Origin of the sequence: Modicisalibacter coralii, from assembly GCF_004117855.1 — a bacterium.
GTDB lineage: Bacteria > Pseudomonadota > Gammaproteobacteria > Pseudomonadales > Halomonadaceae > Modicisalibacter > Modicisalibacter coralii.
In genome coordinates this window covers 36,560-51,622 of sequence record NZ_QWBW01000030.1, presented here as the reverse complement: position 1 = coordinate 51,622, position 15,063 = coordinate 36,560, and the positions used below count along the sequence as shown (strand labels likewise).

16 protein-coding genes are annotated in these 15,063 nt (G+C 68.4%); 9 read left to right on the top strand and 7 right to left on the bottom strand.

Features of this window, described 5'->3' with window-relative positions:
• Positions 1–21: 21 nt before the first annotated feature.
• The 3 genes from dxs to xseB are packed head-to-tail and all read right to left on the bottom strand — an operon-like array spanning position 22 to position 3,130.
• Positions 22–1,947: a 1-deoxy-D-xylulose-5-phosphate synthase gene (dxs, locus tag D0901_RS15930; RefSeq protein ID WP_129141297.1), complete on the bottom strand. Its 1,926-nt coding sequence runs from the start codon at positions 1,945–1,947 to the stop codon at positions 22–24.
• A 9-nt stretch (positions 1,948–1,956) separates the two neighbouring features.
• Entirely contained in the window at positions 1,957–2,847 is an 891-nt protein-coding gene (locus tag D0901_RS15925) for a farnesyl diphosphate synthase (protein WP_129141296.1), read from the bottom strand.
• A complete protein-coding gene (xseB, locus tag D0901_RS15920; protein WP_129141295.1) occupies positions 2,837–3,130 on the bottom strand; it encodes an exodeoxyribonuclease VII small subunit in 294 nt (97 codons plus the stop codon). Before xseB ends, D0901_RS15925 begins: the two co-directional genes overlap by 11 nt.
• Before the next feature lie 355 nt (positions 3,131–3,485).
• Here xseB and serA point away from each other — a divergent pair, with 355 nt between their 5' ends.
• Entirely contained in the window at positions 3,486–4,736 is a 1,251-nt protein-coding gene (gene serA, locus D0901_RS15915; RefSeq protein ID WP_129141294.1) for a phosphoglycerate dehydrogenase, read from the top strand.
• 75 nt (positions 4,737–4,811) lie between these two features.
• Here serA and D0901_RS15910 read toward each other — a convergent pair whose 3' ends face one another.
• Positions 4,812–5,783 carry a zinc ABC transporter substrate-binding protein gene (locus D0901_RS15910; RefSeq protein ID WP_233440450.1) on the bottom strand — a complete coding sequence of 324 codons (972 nt, stop codon included), beginning with the start codon at positions 5,781–5,783 and terminating at the stop codon, positions 4,812–4,814.
• Positions 5,784–5,910: 127 nt separating this feature from the next.
• Here D0901_RS15910 and D0901_RS15905 point away from each other — a divergent pair, with 127 nt between their 5' ends.
• Together D0901_RS15905 and D0901_RS15900 are read left to right on the top strand one after the other, a co-directional pair.
• Complete coding sequence (locus D0901_RS15905; protein WP_129141293.1) at positions 5,911–6,618, top strand: metal ABC transporter ATP-binding protein; 708 nt, start codon at positions 5,911–5,913, stop codon at positions 6,616–6,618.
• Positions 6,618–7,454 carry an iron chelate uptake ABC transporter family permease subunit gene (locus tag D0901_RS15900; protein WP_129141292.1) on the top strand — a complete coding sequence of 279 codons (837 nt, stop codon included), beginning with the start codon at positions 6,618–6,620 and terminating at the stop codon, positions 7,452–7,454. Before D0901_RS15905 ends, D0901_RS15900 begins: the two co-directional genes overlap by 1 nt.
• A 52-nt stretch (positions 7,455–7,506) precedes the next feature.
• Here D0901_RS15900 and folE2 read toward each other — a convergent pair whose 3' ends face one another.
• The 3 genes from folE2 to D0901_RS15885 all read right to left on the bottom strand — a co-directional run bounded on the left by folE2 (position 7,507) and on the right by D0901_RS15885 (position 10,143).
• The gene (folE2, locus tag D0901_RS15895) at positions 7,507–8,409 is read right to left on the bottom strand and encodes a GTP cyclohydrolase FolE2 (RefSeq protein ID WP_129141291.1); all 903 of its coding nucleotides are present in this window, start codon (positions 8,407–8,409) and stop codon (positions 7,507–7,509) included.
• Between the two features lie 76 nt (positions 8,410–8,485).
• Positions 8,486–9,718 carry a zinc metallochaperone GTPase ZigA gene (gene zigA / locus D0901_RS15890; RefSeq protein ID WP_129141290.1) on the bottom strand — a complete coding sequence of 411 codons (1,233 nt, stop codon included), beginning with the start codon at positions 9,716–9,718 and terminating at the stop codon, positions 8,486–8,488.
• Positions 9,718–10,143 (bottom strand): TraR/DksA family transcriptional regulator, encoded by a 426-nt coding sequence (locus D0901_RS15885; RefSeq protein WP_129141289.1) that lies wholly within the window; start codon positions 10,141–10,143, stop codon positions 9,718–9,720. The genes zigA and D0901_RS15885 overlap by 1 nt, the downstream gene beginning before the upstream one ends.
• A 134-nt stretch (positions 10,144–10,277) precedes the next feature.
• On the opposite strand from D0901_RS15885, the gene D0901_RS15880 reads away from it, so the two are divergent.
• The 6 genes from D0901_RS15880 (at position 10,278) to D0901_RS15855 (ending at position 15,041) form a co-directional block, all read left to right on the top strand.
• Positions 10,278–10,955 carry a DUF1826 domain-containing protein gene (locus D0901_RS15880; protein ID WP_233440449.1) on the top strand — a complete coding sequence of 226 codons (678 nt, stop codon included), beginning with the start codon at positions 10,278–10,280 and terminating at the stop codon, positions 10,953–10,955.
• Positions 10,956–11,127: 172 nt separating this feature from the next.
• Positions 11,128–11,820 carry a DUF1007 family protein gene (locus D0901_RS15875; RefSeq protein WP_233440448.1) on the top strand — a complete coding sequence of 231 codons (693 nt, stop codon included), beginning with the start codon at positions 11,128–11,130 and terminating at the stop codon, positions 11,818–11,820.
• Positions 11,808–12,830 (top strand): nickel/cobalt transporter, encoded by a 1,023-nt coding sequence (locus D0901_RS15870; protein ID WP_129141287.1) that lies wholly within the window; start codon positions 11,808–11,810, stop codon positions 12,828–12,830. The genes D0901_RS15875 and D0901_RS15870 overlap by 13 nt, the downstream gene beginning before the upstream one ends.
• Before the next feature lie 160 nt (positions 12,831–12,990).
• Positions 12,991–13,587 (top strand): HupE/UreJ family protein, encoded by a 597-nt coding sequence (locus tag D0901_RS15865; protein WP_129141286.1) that lies wholly within the window; start codon positions 12,991–12,993, stop codon positions 13,585–13,587.
• 67 nt (positions 13,588–13,654) lie between these two features.
• Positions 13,655–14,434, top strand: coding sequence for a hypothetical protein (locus D0901_RS15860; RefSeq protein WP_129141285.1), 780 nt, complete (start codon positions 13,655–13,657; stop codon positions 14,432–14,434).
• On the top strand, positions 14,424–15,041 hold the full coding sequence (locus tag D0901_RS15855; RefSeq protein ID WP_162500888.1) for a DUF1007 family protein: 618 nt from the start codon (positions 14,424–14,426) through the stop codon (positions 15,039–15,041). Before D0901_RS15860 ends, D0901_RS15855 begins: the two co-directional genes overlap by 11 nt.
• Positions 15,042–15,063: the final 22 nt, after the last annotated feature.

Sequence of the window (15,063 nt, the reverse complement as noted above, 5' to 3'; positions counted from 1 at the left end):
GTCGTCAGGAGTCGTGTAGGGTCAGTCCGCCAGGCGCTGGCGGATCGCGGCCTCGATGCCATCGACGTCGAGCCCGCAATCGGCGAGCAGCTCGGCGGGCTTGCCGTGCTCGATGAAACGGTCGGGGATGCCCAGGTTGAGCACCGCGACCGACACGCCCGCAGCGGCCAGCAGCTCGTTGACGCCACTGCCGGCACCGCCGGCGACCACGCTCTCCTCGAGGGTGACCAGCAAGGCGTGATCGCGGGCGGCGGCGAGCACCGCGTCGCGGTCCAGCGGCTTGACCGTGCGCATGTTGAGATGCGTGGCGTCGAGGCGCTCGGCGACCTCCCCGGCGGGGCCGTTGAGGCTGCCGAAGGCGAGCAGGGCGATGCCGCTGCCGCCGTCGCGACGCCGCTCGGCGCGACCGATCGCCAGCGGCGCGAGATCCTCGGGGATCGGCGTGCCGGGCCCCTTGCCGCGCGGGTAGCGGACCGCGGCCGGCCCCGGGTGGTGATAGGCGGCGCTGAGCATCGCCCGGCACTCGGCCTCGTCGGCCGGCGTGAGGATCACCAGCCCCGGCACGCAGCGCAGGTAGGAGAGATCCAGCGCCCCGTGGTGGGTCGGGCCGTCCTCGCCGACCAGCCCGGCGCGGTCGATGGCGAAGGTGACGTCGAGGTTCTGTACCGCGACGTCGTGGATCAACTGATCGTAGCCGCGCTGCAGAAAGGTCGAGTAGATCGCCACCACCGGCTTCATGGCCTCGCAGGCCATGCCGGCGGCGAGCGTCACCGCGTGCTGCTCGGCGATCGCCACGTCGTAGTAGCGCTCGGGGTACTCCTTCGAGAAGCGCACCAGGTCGGAGCCCTCGCGCATCGCCGGGGTGATGCCGATCAGCCGGGTATCGGCGGCGGCCATGTCGCACAGCCAGTCGCCGAACACGTTGCAGTACTTGCGCGGCTTGGCGGCCGGAAGTTCGGCCCCCTGGCTCTCGGGCGCCTGGGTCTCGACCCGGGGCGGCGGCGCGGGCTCCTTCTCCAGCTTGGTGATGGCGTGATAGCCGATCGGGTCGGCCTCCGCCGGGCGGAAGCCCTTGCCCTTGCGGGTCTTGATGTGCAGGAACTGCGGACCGTCGAGATCGCGCAGGTTGCGCAGCGTGTGCACCAGGCCGCTGAGGTCGTGACCGTCGATGGGGCCGATGTAGTTGAAGCCCATCTCCTCGAACAGCGTCGCCGGGCTGACCATGCCCTTCATGTGCTCCTCGGTGCGCCGCGCCAGTTCCAGGGCGCCGGGCAGGCGCGAGAGCACCTTCTTGCCGCCCTCGCGGACGTTGAGGTAGGTGTTGCTGGCGAAGACCTTGGCCAGATAGCTGGCCATGCCGCCGACGTTCTCGGAGATCGACATCTCGTTGTCGTTGAGCACCACCAGCAGGTTGGCGTCGACGTGCCCGGCGTGCGCCAGCGCCTCGAAGGCCATGCCCGCCGACAGCGCGCCGTCGCCGATCACCGCGCACACGCGGCGCTTCTCGTCCTTGGTGCGGGCGGCCAGCGCCATGCCCAGCGCGGCGCTGATCGAGGTGCTGGAATGACCGACGCCGAAGGTGTCGTAGTCCGATTCGTCGCGCTTGGGGAACGCCGCCAGCCCGTGCAGCTGACGGATGGTGTGCATCCGCTCGCGACGGCCGGTGAGGATCTTGTGCGGATAGGCCTGGTGACCGACATCCCACACCAGCCGGTCGTGGGGCGTCTCGAAGACATGGTGCAGCGCCAGGGTCAGCTCGACCACGCCCAGGCCGGCGCCGAAGTGGCCGCCGGTGCAACCCACGCTGTAGAGCAGGTAGGCGCGCAGTTCATCGGCCAGTTGATCGAGTTGCGTGGCATTCAGGGCGCGCAGGTCCGCCGGCACATCGATGGTATCGAGCAGCGGCGTCAGCGGACGCTCGGCAGGAATCTCGTCGAACAGCTTCATAAGGGCTCTTTAGTACTCGCGCTCGATCATGTAGCGGGCCAGACCGGCCAGCGGCGCGGCGGCTTCGCCCAGCGGGGCGAGCGCCTCGAGGGCCTCGTCGAGCAGCGCCCGGGCCCGGTCCTGGGCACCGTCGAGACCCAGCAGGGCGGGATAGGTGGGCTTGTCGCGGGCGGCATCGGCGCCGGCGGCCTTGCCCAGTGTGTGAGTGTCGCCGATGACGTCGAGCACGTCGTCGTGGATCTGGAAGGCCAGACCGATCGCCGTGGCGTAGCGGTCCAGCGCCAGCAGCCGCGGGTCGCTCTCGGCCACTGCGGTCAGCCCGCCCAGCAGCACCGCCGCGCGGATCAGCGCGCCGGTCTTGTAGCGATGGATCTCGGCCAGCGCCGCGACGTCGAGCGACTCGCCGACCGCGTACAGATCCAGCGCCTGCCCGCCGGCCATGCCGTCGCGACCGGCGGCCTGGGCGAGAATCCGGATCATCGCCGCCAGTCGGGGCGGCGCCGCCTCGGCCAGGGTCTCGAAGGCCAGGGTCTGCAGGGCATCGCCGGCGAGGATCGCGGTCGCCTCGTCGAAGGCCTTGTGCACGGTGGGCTGGCCGCGGCGCAGGTCGTCGTCGTCCATGGCCGGCAGGTCGTCGTGGACCAGCGAATAGGCATGGATCAGCTCGATCGCCACCGCCGCCGGGTCGAGATCCTCGTCATCGCCGCCCAGGGCGCGGCCGGCGGCATACACCAGCACGGCGCGCAGCCGCTTGCCGTTGCCCACCACGGCGTAGCGCATGGCCGCGTCGAGACGCTCGGCCGGGGCATCGTGGCGGGCGAACAGGTCATCCAGTTGCGCATTGATGTGCGCCTGATCGGCACTCAGACGCAGGGGCCATTCCATGGTTTCATCGATCATTACCGCTCTCCGCCGGCGGGTTGGGCATCGCGAACGGCGTCTCGTCGAGGGTGCCGTCGGGACGTTCGACCAGTGCGCTCACCTTGAGCTCGGCGGCGTCGAGGCGACGCTGGGCATCGCGGGTCAGCCGTACGCCCTGCTCGAAGGCCGCCAGCGAGGCCTCGAGCGACAGCTCGCCGGACTCCAGCTGGCCGACCAGCCGTTCCAGGCGTTCCAGCGTGGTCGCGAAGTCCTCGCCTGTCGGCGCGCCATCGCCCGGCGCTACGGATTCCTTGTCTGCCATGACGCGTCTCGCTCATCGACACGGGCCGCCTTCGGCAGCGCGGCCCGCCAGTGTCAGGGGTCTGGGCGCACAGTATACACGCTCATCCCCGGGGTGCGTCTGCCCGGCACGGCGATCTCCCCGCCGCCCTGACAAAACGACGCTTCGATTTCACTCATGGCCGAGCCGCGGCATTTTCATCGTCCCGTGACGGCGCTGTGCTAAGATGTGCGCCCTGTTGCGCTGTCCCACAGCCCGGCTCGGCCCTCACCTCTCCCCGCGTCTGCCACGGGCCGTCGCCGCTCGAAACGCCGCCAACAGATCCACATTCCAGACGCCGAGCGCGTCGTCAGTCGACGAAAGGGTTGAATCGACAATGGCCAAGACGTCCCTGGACAAGAGCAAGATCAAGATCCTGCTGCTTGAGGGCATTCACCAGTCCGCGGTGGACAACTTCCTGAACGCCGGTTACACCAACATCGAGCGCCTCTCCACCTCGCTCGACGAGGAGTCGCTGATCGAGAAGATCCGTGACGTCCACTTCATCGGCATTCGTTCCCGCACCCAGCTCAACGAGCGCGTGTTCGCCGCCGCCGAGAAGCTCACCGCGGTGGGTTGCTTCTGCATCGGCACCAACCAGGTCGATCTCAACGCCGCACTGAGTCGCGGTATCCCGGTCTTCAACGCGCCCTACTCCAACACCCGCTCGGTCGCCGAGCTGGTGCTGGCCGAGACGATCATGCTGCTGCGCGGGATCCCCGAGAAGAGCGCCCGGGCCCACCAGGGTGGCTGGCTGAAGTCGGCCAAGAATGCCCACGAGGCGCGCGGCAAGACGCTGGGCATCATCGGCTACGGCAGCATCGGCGCCCAGCTCTCGGTACTCGCCGAGTCGGTGGGCCTGGATGTCATCTACTACGACGTCGTCACCAAGCTGGGCATGGGCAACGCCCGCCAGGTCGGCAGCCTGGAAGAGCTGCTGGCCCGGGCCGACGTGGTCACCCTGCACGTCCCCGATGTGCCGTCGACGCGCTGGATGATCGGCAAGAACCAGTTCGCGCTGATGAAGCAGGGCAGTATCTTCATCAACGCCTCGCGCGGGTCCACCGTGGTCATCGAGGATCTTGCCGCCTCGCTCAAGGAAGGCAAGCTGCTCGGTGCGGCGGTGGACGTCTTCCCGGTCGAGCCCAAGAGCAACGACGAGGAGTTCGTCTCGCCGCTGCGCGGCCTGGAGAACGTGATCCTCACCCCGCACATCGGCGGCTCCACCCTCGAGGCGCAGGAGAACATCGGCGTCGAGGTCTCCGAGAAGCTGATCACCTACTCCGACAACGGCACCACCATCACCTCGGTCAACTTCCCCGAGGTGGCGCTGCCGGCGCACCCGGACAAGCACCGTCTGCTGCATATCCACGACAACGTGCCGGGGGTGATGTCGGAGATCAACCGCGTGCTCTCCGAGGAAGGCATCAACATCGCCGGCCAGTACCTGCAGACCAACGAGAAGGTCGGCTACGTGGTGATCGACGTCGACAAGGCCTACGGCGCCAAGGCGCTCGAGGCGCTCAAGCAGGTCGAGCATACCCTGCGCACCCGCGTGCTCTACTCCGAGACCAACTACCAGGACTGAGTGCGTCTCACGCGACAAGGCGGCCCCGGGCGGGGCCGCCTTGTCGGCAGGCGTGTCATGCGGCCCCCAGGGGGCTCAACCCCGCGTCGCGCAGCGCCTCACCCCATCCGCCAGTTGGCCCAGCAGTTGCGGGTAGAGCCGCTCCCCGAGCGGCAGGTCGGTTCCCAGCGGATCGATCACCACGGAGGTATTGACCCCGGTGCCCGCAAAGACGTTTTCCACCAGGGCCGGATTGAATTGCGGCTCGCTGAACACGCAGTCGACGTGCAGTTCGTTGACCCGCCGGCGTAACGCATCGAGCCTCGCCGGGCTGGGATCCGAGGCGTCACCCAGCTCGATCGCGCCGACCGCCGAGAGTCCGAAGCGATTCTCGAAATACTGATAGGCATCGTGGAACACCACGAAGCGGGTATCGCGGTCGTCCGCGAGACGATCTTCCAGCTCGCGGGTCAGCGTTTCGAGATCGCTCTTGCCGAGACGCGCATTTCGGCGATAGGTGGCCGCGTGCTCGGGGTCGGCCTCGGCGAGTGCCGCGGCGATGGCGTCGAGCCAGACCTCGGCGTTCACCGGGTCGAGCCAGGCATGGGGGTTGAGGCCGGTATGGGCATGGTCGTGACCACCGCTGCCGTGGTCGTGGTCGTGGTCGTGGTCGTGGTCGTGGTCGTGAGCATCATGCCCAGGGGGCGCGAAGGTCGCTCCCTCGCGATACGCCAGCCGTAGCGTGCCGGGCTCGTCCAGCAGCGCCACCCCCTCGGCATCGGCGCCCAGCGTGTCCATCGAACGGGCCAGCCAGGGGGTCAGGTCCTCGCCGATCCAGAAGACGAGATCCGCCTGCTCGAGCGCGGATGCCTCCGAGGGCCGCATGGAATAGCGATGGGGCGATGCACCTTGCTGGATCAGCAGTTCCGGGGAGCCGAGCTCCCCCATCACGCGATCGGCCAGCGAGTAGACCGGCGGGATATCCACCGCGACCGAGGGCACCTCGGCAGCGGCGAAAGCCGGTGTCAGCATCAGCGGGATTAGACAATAACGAGCGCGTCGTCTCACGAAGTCCTCCGAAATAGAGCCTGATGGCGAATTGAATCCCGTTTTTGTTATGTTATAACATTGCTATTCATGTCAACCCGCTTGCCTCTTGAAGGCCTCTGCACATGGCCCATCCCTGGAAGTCCCCATGGCCCTATTGACCCTCGAACACTGCGACATCCGTCTCGGCGGTCACCGCGTTCTGGAAGCGATCGACCTAACTCTCGAGCGCGGCGAGATCGTTGCCGTCATCGGCCCCAACGGTTCGGGAAAATCGACCTTGCTGAAGAGCATCCTGGGTTCCCTGACGCCCTCCCGGGGGCGCATTCACAAGCCGCCCGGGCTGCGCATCGGCTATGTCCCGCAGCGCCTGTCGCTGGATGCGACCTTGCCGATGACAGTGTCCCGGTTCCTGCAGCTCCCCGGACAGCGCGCCTCGCCACGGATCGGCGAGACGCTGGCCCAGGCCGGCGCCGAGGGCCTGGAACGCTCCCAGATGAGTGAGCTGTCGGGCGGTCAGCTGCAGCGGGTGCTGCTGGCGCGCGCCTTGCTGAAATCACCGGATCTGCTGCTGCTCGACGAGGCGACACAGGGCCTCGATCATCGCGGCATCGCCGACTTCTATCGGCGTCTCGAGCCGATACGCCAGACGCTCGACTGCGGTCTGCTGATGGTCAGTCACGAGCTGCAGGCCGCCCTCGCGGCCTCCGACCGGGTCGTGTGCCTGAACCGTTCCATCCATTGCCAGGGCACCCCGGCCCACGTCGCCGCCTCGCCCGCCTATCGGGCCCTGTTCGGCCCCGAGCCACGCCCCCTTGCCGACACCACTTCGACGCTACCGGAGTCTTCCTCGTGATGTTCGACGATTTTCTGATACGCGCCGCCCTGGCCGGACTCGGGGTGGCCCTGGCCGCGGCCCCCCTGGGCTGCTTCGTGGTATGGCGGCGCATGGCCTTCTTCGGCGACGCCACCGCGCACGCCGCCATCCTTGGCGTGGCGCTGTCCCTGCTGTTGTCGACCTCGATATTCGCCGGCGTCCTGGTCGCCTGCCTGCTCATGGCGGCGCTCGTCTCGCTGTTGAACGGCAAGGGGTATGCCATGGACACCCTGCTGGGGGTGATGGCGCATTCGGCCCTCGCCTTCGGCCTGGTGGCGGTGTCCTTCGTGTCCGGGGTGCGCATCGATCTGACGGCCTATCTCTTCGGCGACATTCTCGGCGTCGGCAAGAGCGACCTCGCGGTGATCTGGACGGGGGTCGCGCTCGTCCTGGGGTTGATGGGCTGGCGCTGGTCACGTCTGCTCATCGCCACCCTCGACGCCGATCTGGCGCGTGCCGACGGGATCGACCCGGAGCGCGAGCGGTGGGTACTGACCCTGTCGCTGGCGCTGGTGGTCGCCGTGGCTCTGAAGGTCGTGGGCGTGCTGCTGATCGCCGCTCTGCTGATCATTCCAGCCGCCACCGCACGCCCCTTCAGCCGCACACCGGAGACCATGGTGATGCTGGCCGGCTTGCTCGGGGCCACCTCGACCGTGGGCGGCCTGCAAGTGTCGTTCTGGCTCGATACGCCGACCGGCCCGACCATCGTCAGCCTGGCGTCGACCCTGTTCGCCGTGTTCGGCCTGGCCGCCTGGTCGAGGCAAGCGACCCGACGCGCCCGGCATTCCCCTCCGAGCGCTGAACGCTATCGATGATGCCCCGCCGTGTGCATGCCGGCCGCGGCGTCGCCTTCACGCGGCGTCGCCTTCACGCCTCGTCGGGGCCCCAGTTCCACGCGCTGCGTGCCACCGCATCGTGGGCGTGCAGGCTCTCGGCGTGCACGATACGCACCTGGAAGCCCTGCACGGCATCATGCCCTTCCAGGGCACCATGCACACGGCGTGCCGCGTCTTCACAGAACATCAGGTTACGGCCATTGGCCAGGGCGAAGGCCTGCTCGTCGACGCGCTTCACCGCCGTCTGCAGGGCGGTACCCAGCGCTCCTTCGACACACTCGACGAGCGCCGGCAGGGGCAGCGCGTCGATGCCGTCGGCCAGACGCACCGACAGGTGGGCCTGGCTGCGCTGGCTGTGCGGCGTCGCCACGATGCCCTCCTCGCTGCCCAGCCAGGCCCTGACGGCGTCCCGGGTCAGCGGCGTATCGGTGAAGTCCGCGTCGAAGGCCTCCTGAATCGACTGGCGTGCCAGCGCGGCCGAGCAGGGGCAGGTCGACGAGTAGCCCACCGTCAGGTCGAGGAGGAATCGCACGCCCTGCGCGTCTTGCCGGCAACGCAAGGCGAACGGGTAGGCCTTCCAGCCGGCGAGCGGGCTGACCAGCGCCGGGCGCTCGAGCAGCGCGTCGCCGGCGAGCTCGAGAAAGGCCGCGTCGGAAAGCGCCTGATGGCTGTCCAGGCAGGACGCCAGTACCGACTGCGCCCGCGACAGCGTCAGTTCCTGGTCGGCCAGCTCGGCCAGTGCCAGGTAGAGCCGCGACATGTGGATGCCACGCGCCGCGGGGTCGATCAGGTTGACGCCCACCGAGGCGCGCCCGTTGACGGGGCCATCCGCCACCCGCAACGGCAGGGCGATTCGTTCCATGCCGACCCAGGCGAGGGCGCCCGCAACGGCGGACACACCCCCGGCCACATCGACCAGATGACTTCGACTCATGATTCAGGGATCTCCTTGATCGGTGTCGGAGGGGCCATGGCTCGGCATCGCTGCCGGCGACGCGGCGAGTCGCCGCTCACCCCCAGGCGGGGAAGGGATCGTCCAGGGTCTGCCAGTAGGCGTTGCCGGCCGCCAGCTCGTCGTCGGTCAGCAGGCAATCGTCGAGGGCCTGGCGAATCCGCGCTTCGTCCAGGTCCTGGCCGATGAAGACGAGTTCCTGGCGCATGTCGCCGAAGGGTTCCTGCCACTTGGCCAGGATGGCGGCCCGATAGTCCGGATCGACCGGCCAATGCGTGTCGGGCACGGCCTTCCAGAACAGGCCGGCGAAACCGTGGTGGGCGATGCCGCCGGCCTGGCTCCACTGCCCGGCGAACTGTGGACGCGTGGCCAGCCAGAAGAAGCCCTTGGAACGCAGCAGCTTGCCGCCGAACCAGTCGCCATGCAGCAAGTCGTGGAATTTTCGGGGATGAAACGGACGTCGCGCATGGTAGGCGAAGCTGGAAATCCCGTACTCCTCGGTCTCCGGCACATGCTCGCCGCGCAGCTCCTTCAACCAGCCCGGTGCCTGCTGGGCGCGTTCGAAGCTGAACCGCCCGGTATCCAGCACCTTGTCCAGCCCCACCCGGCCATGTGCCATGGGAATCAGCTCGGCCTCCGGGTTGAGCGATCGCAGCACCGCCAGCAGTTCGTCCAGCCGTTGCGCGTCGATCAGGTCGGTCTTGCTGACCAGCAGCACATCGCAGAACTCGATCTGGTCGACCAGCAGGTCGGCGACGTTGCGCTCGTCGTCCTCACCCAGGCTCTCGCCCGCCTCGGCCAATGACCGGGCGTCGTGATACTGGGTCAGGAAATTGGCGCCATCGACCACCGTGACCAGCGTATCCAGCCGCGCCACCTGGGAGAGACTCCGGCCGTCATCGTCGGTAAAGGTGAAGGTCTCGGCGACGGGCAGCGGCTCGGAGATGCCCGTTAACTCGATCACCAGATGGTCGAAGCGCCCTTCGCCGGCGAGCCGGTTGACCTCGACCAGCAGGTCCTCGCGCAGGGTGCAGCAGATGCAACCATTGCTCATCTCGACCAGGCGCTCCTCGGCACGGTTGAGCGCCACCTCGCCGCCGGCCGTGAGGTCCTCGCCCGGCAGACCGCGCACCAGCGACGCATCGATGTTGATGTCGCTCATGTCGTTGACGATCACCGCCACGCGGCGACCTTCGCGATTGGCCAGGATGTGGTTGAGCAAGGTGGTCTTGCCGGCCCCCAGGAAGCCGGACAGCACGGTCACCGGCAGGGCATTCCGTCGCGATTCCATCAGCCTTCTCCTCTTGCCTTGCGATAGTGATGTTCCCGCTGCTCCTGGCGCGCCTTGGCCTCCAGGCACAGCGTCGCGGTGGGGCGCAGCAGCAACCGTGGCAGGCCGATGGGCTCGCCGGTTTCCTGGCAGTAGCCGTAGTCGCCAGCCTCGATCCGCTTCAGGGCGGCGACGATATTGGCCAGCAGGCGCGTCTCGCGGTCGGCCTGGCGCAACTGCAGGCGCAGTTCTTCCTCGAAGGCCGCCTGGTCGAGTTCGTCGCTGTCGCGACCATGGCCGGCCATGACCTCACGAACCTCCCGCAGGTGACTCTCGATACCGGCTTTCTCGGCGAGCAGGCGGCGGCGGAAGAAACCCAGTTGCTCGTCGTTCATGTAATCGTCATCGGGCATCATCAGCAGGCGTGTTGCATCGTCAGTCGGCATTCCAGGGCTCCCACGGCCAATGGCGAATCACCTCAGGGAATGACGCGAGGGACGCGATCCGTACCAGGCGCCACTTCAAGCGCCATGAAAGATACGTTATAACATAACATTTAAGCAACCCATGGAGACCTCGCATGCCGATGACCGCTCACGCCCGCACTCAACGACCCACCCATCTCGCCGGGTCAGGGGCCGAACACTGGGCCATCGATCAGGAAAGCGACGTGCTGCCGAGAATCTTCGAGGACGGCATCACCATCGCCGTGATGCAGCGGGCACTGTCGACGACGCTGCAAGCCGGCATCGACGCCCAGTGCCGTACGGCGCACGCCTGGCAGATCGCCTGGTGGGGCGACCCCGGCGAAGACGCCTTGCGCCAGGAGCTGTTCGACCGGCTGCCCGCCCCGAGGCTCGCCGAGGCACTGGTCGAGGACGTCACGACCCTGGCCACGGCGATGGGCTGTCTCTTCGCCACCGACACGGTGGGAGTGCGCCTGCGTCTGCTGGACGCGGCGATGTGCCCCCGCTTCCACTGCGACAACCTGCCGGTGCGGCTGGTCACCACCTACTCGGGCCCGGGTAGCGAATGGCTGCCCGACCACGCCGTCGAGCGGGCCGGACTGGGCGCCCCACGCCCCGACAAACCGGACGTCGTCGCCGATGCCGCGGCCATCGAGCGGCTACGGGCCGGCGATCTAGCACTGCTCAAGGGGAGCGGCTGGGTCGGCAACGAACAGCGCGGGCTGGTCCACCGCAGCCCCGCCCTCGCCCCCGGCCAGAAGCGCCTGATGCTGAGCATCGACCCGGCGTGATGGCGCTTCCCGCGGCGCACTGACCAGCCGCGCCCGGGAGCATCGGGCGGTCCCCCCGTCGCTCGCGACGCATGATTGTCGGGCACTTTCATGCCATCATCCGGCCAGGCATCGCGCCACCGCGCGAGGCGTCGTTCATCGCCGTTCGCAACCCATGGGGATCGGGATCGTCTTGACACCTACCGCTATCGGCATCGGCCGCTTCCTGGGGAGCGCGTCGCTGGCATTGACCGCCTGGCTTGTCATTCCGCAGACCGCCGGGGCACACCCCCATGGTTGGGTCGATATCCGCGTCGAGGGGGTCTTCGACGCGCAAGGCGACCTGACGGCGCTGCGCCAGCGCTGGCGGATGGATCCACTCTACAGTCAGGTCCTGATGGAAGAGATCTCGAGCGCGCCGGGGGACACGCCCCTGGCCCAGCGCCTCGACGCACTGGCCATCGAGATTCGCGACAACCTGGCGACCCAGCAGAACCTGACGCGCATCACCCTGGACGGCCGCCCCATCGCCCAGGGCGACGTGACGGCCATCAATACCGAGTATCGCGATCAACGCATGGTGTTCGGTTTCACGCTACCGCTGGCCGAGCCCCAGGGCTTGGCCGGGCACACCCTGCGTTACCGGGTCTTCGATCCGACGTATTACATCGAGATGCTCCACGAGGCCGATGCCGAGGGGACCGCTCCCTTGCCCGACGCCCTGCAGCTCCGTGATGCACCGCCAGGCTGCACGACACGGATCGTCGCGGCCGATCCCGACCCGGACAAGGTGATGGAGGCGGCGATGCTCGACAAGACGCAACAGGGCGAGCCGAACCTGGGGCGCTTCTTCGCCGAAACGGGGGAGATTGCATGCCCCGATTGACCGCGAAGGCCGTGCTCTGGATACCCCCGGTCGTGCTGACCGCGCTGGCGATCGTCGGCTATGCCGGGGGCTGGTGGCAACAGATCGTCGTACACATCGTCTTCTGGCAAGGCAAGCTCTACCATGCGCTGGTCGATGCCATCTCGGCACTCGACCAGGCCCCGGATGCCACCGCCTGGCGCGTACTGCTGGGCGTCAGCTTCGGCTACGGGGTCTTTCACGCGGCGGGGCCGGGCCACGGCAAGGTCGTGCTGAGCACGTATCTGGCCTCCCAGGGCGGCGCCTGGCGGCGCGCGCTGGGGCTTTCCGTGCTGGCGGCGCTGCTCCAGGGACTCATGGCCATCGCCCTCATCGCGGTACTGGTGTTCGGCTTCGGCTGGTTGACACGCCAGGCGATGGGCAGCGTCGCACACGCCGAGCTGGCCAGCTTCCTGATGGTGACGCTGGTCGGATTGTGGTTGTGCTGGCGCTCGCTGCAACGATTACGCCTCGCGATGACCGCGTCCGGCGGGCCGGGCGAGGCCGCCGGTCATGCCGCTGTCGCGGCACCGGGCCATGGTCCGCATTGCGGCTGCGGTCACGATCGCCATATCGCCCCCGACACCGCCGGCGAGTGGCGGGTGGCGCTGCTCACGGTGCTGTCGATCGGCGTCCGGCCCTGCAGCGGCGCGGTGCTGCTGCTGGGCGCGGCGGCGCTGCTGGATCAGTTCGGCAAGGGGGTGGTCGCGGTCATGGCGATGGCCTGTGGCACGGCGCTGACGGTCGCCACGCTGGCGCTGGTGAGCGTGGTCGCCCGCGACTGGGTCGCTCGTCGTCTACGCCGCCCGACCGGGCACCACCCCTGGCAAGCCTGGATCGGCCTGGCCGGCGGCGCAGTGATCCTGGTCCTGGGGCTCACGCTGACGCTGGCTCAGTGGCGCAGCACCGCCACCGACACGCCGCCCCTGCTCGGCGGGGCGTCAGCGGAACGTCCGGCAAGCCCAGCGCCGGGGCCGTTGGGTCGGGGCTGAAGCGGCGTTCAGTCCCGCACGCCTCGGCGTGTGCCCCTTTTCCCGCAACGGACCCTGACATGGCTGTCAGTGAAGGCTCAGTTGCACACCAATAAAGTTACTATATAACATTACATCCTCGTGCCGACCGTCTCTCGATTCGCAAGCCCTGGAAGTCACCATGTTCCACCGATCACCTAATCGCCTCGTCACCGCACTCGCGATCCTCGCCCTCGGTCTGGCCCCACGGGTCGCCTCCGCTCACATCATCCAGAACGGTGCAGCCGGCTTCACCAGCGGTTTCCTCCACCCGCTGACCGGCCTCGACCACTTCCTGGCCATGTTCGCCGTCGGCCTGTGGGGCGCGCAGATGGGCGGTCGATCAGTCTGGACGCTGCCGGTGACCTTCCCCCTGGTCATGGTGGTGGGCGGCGTCCTGGGGATTCTCGGCGTCCCCCTGCCGGGGGTGGAAATCGGCATCGCCCTGTCGATCTTGCTGCTGGGGGCAGCCATCGTCGGGCGCTGGCACCCTCCCGAGAGCCTGGCACTGCTGTTCGTCTCGGTGTTCGCCATCTGTCACGGCCATGCCCACGGCGCCGAGCTGCCGGCCGCCGCCGATCCGGCCGACTTCGCCATCGGCTTCGTGCTGGCCACCGGGCTGATCCATCTGGTCGGGATCGGTGTCGGCCTGGCGCTCGACCGCCCCTTCCACGGGCGACTGATGCAGGCGCTCGGCGCAGCGATCATGCTCGGCGGCGTCTACTTCCTGCTGTCTTGACCCGGCTAGTGAACTCACGCGCACTGACAACGTCCATGAAAAGACATTACCGCCGCCCTCGCCAGACATGCCCCTGACCCGGAACGTTCGTCACCTGCCCGACCACCCGCTCATCGCCCGCTGGGCGGGGCCGGCATTGCTGGTGTCGGGCCTGATGCTGCTCGGTGTCGCCTGGCGCTGGGGCGACACGCCGGCGATCGACTGGCTGCTGGGCCCCGGGTTGCTGCCCGCCCGGCTGCTGCCGGTGATCGGCCTCGGGCTGCTGTGCGTCCGGTTGCCCGGGCCCCTGGCCGGAGGCGCCCTGCTCTTGTGGTTGGCCGGGGCGCTGATCGGCGGCGGTGCCCATGAAACCCTCCTGTACTGGCTGCACTTCGCCCCGCATGCCGCCGCCCATGAGTTCTACATCTTCCCGCTGGCCTGCCTGCCCCTGGGGTTACTGCTCATCGCCGGAACGCGCCACGGCCGTTGGCCGGCACTTGTACTGGCGGCGTTCATCGGCGCCCTGGGCGGCGTGGCCACCCGGCTCACCGTCCCCGGCTTCCACGCCCAGGCCGCCTGGTGGCTCGGCATCGGCTCGGCGCTGTGGCTGCTGCTGGGCCTGACACTCACCCTGCAGCCCCGACAAGGCCGCTGGAGCACCATCGCCACGCCGATCGTCGGCGCCTGGCTGATCGCCATCGGCCTGCTCTACACCGCGGCAGGGCTGGTCGTCGACCCGACGGCATCGACCGGGCCGGCGCCGAACGCCTCAGGCATCGCGGTGCCCGATGCCCGGGACGCCTTCGCCGACTTCGGCACGCCGACGCCACCCACTGTCCCCGAACAGGGCACGCCCCATGCACCATGACACTTCCCCCGCCCGCGCTCGCCGAGGCTGGCGCGGCATCCTCCTGCTGCTGGCCGTGCTGGCCGCGACACCGGCCCTGGCTCACCCCAACAGCATCATGAAGACACGCCTGCTGATCCAGTTCGAGCAGGGCAAGGTGGCACAGCTGGGCGAGTCCTGGAGCTTCGATGCGGGTTTCAGCCAGCAACTGCTCGACGACTACGACGACGACCACGACGGCGTCTTCGACAGCGCCGAGCTGGCGAGGATGCGCAAGGCGCTGCTCGCCAACCTCGCCGAGTCGAACTTCTTCACCTATGTATGGGCCGGCGGCGAACGCCTCGCCCCGCTGAAACCCTTCGACTTTCGCGCCAGCGTCGACGGCGAGACCGTGACCCTGCTGATCGGCCTGCAACTGCCTGCGCCACAGGCCCCTCGGTCACTGAAGATCGAGATCAAGGACCCGACCTTCTTCATCTATGCCGAGTTGACCGACGATCAGCCGGTCGTGCTGCGCGGCCCGTCGGCCGAGCGATGCCGTGCCAGGCTCGACGATGCCCAGCAAGACGCCTACTTCGGCGGCATGGTGGTGCCCAAGGCCATCACGCTGGCCTGTCGTCCCGCCTGAACGAGACACCCGCCGGCGCGCC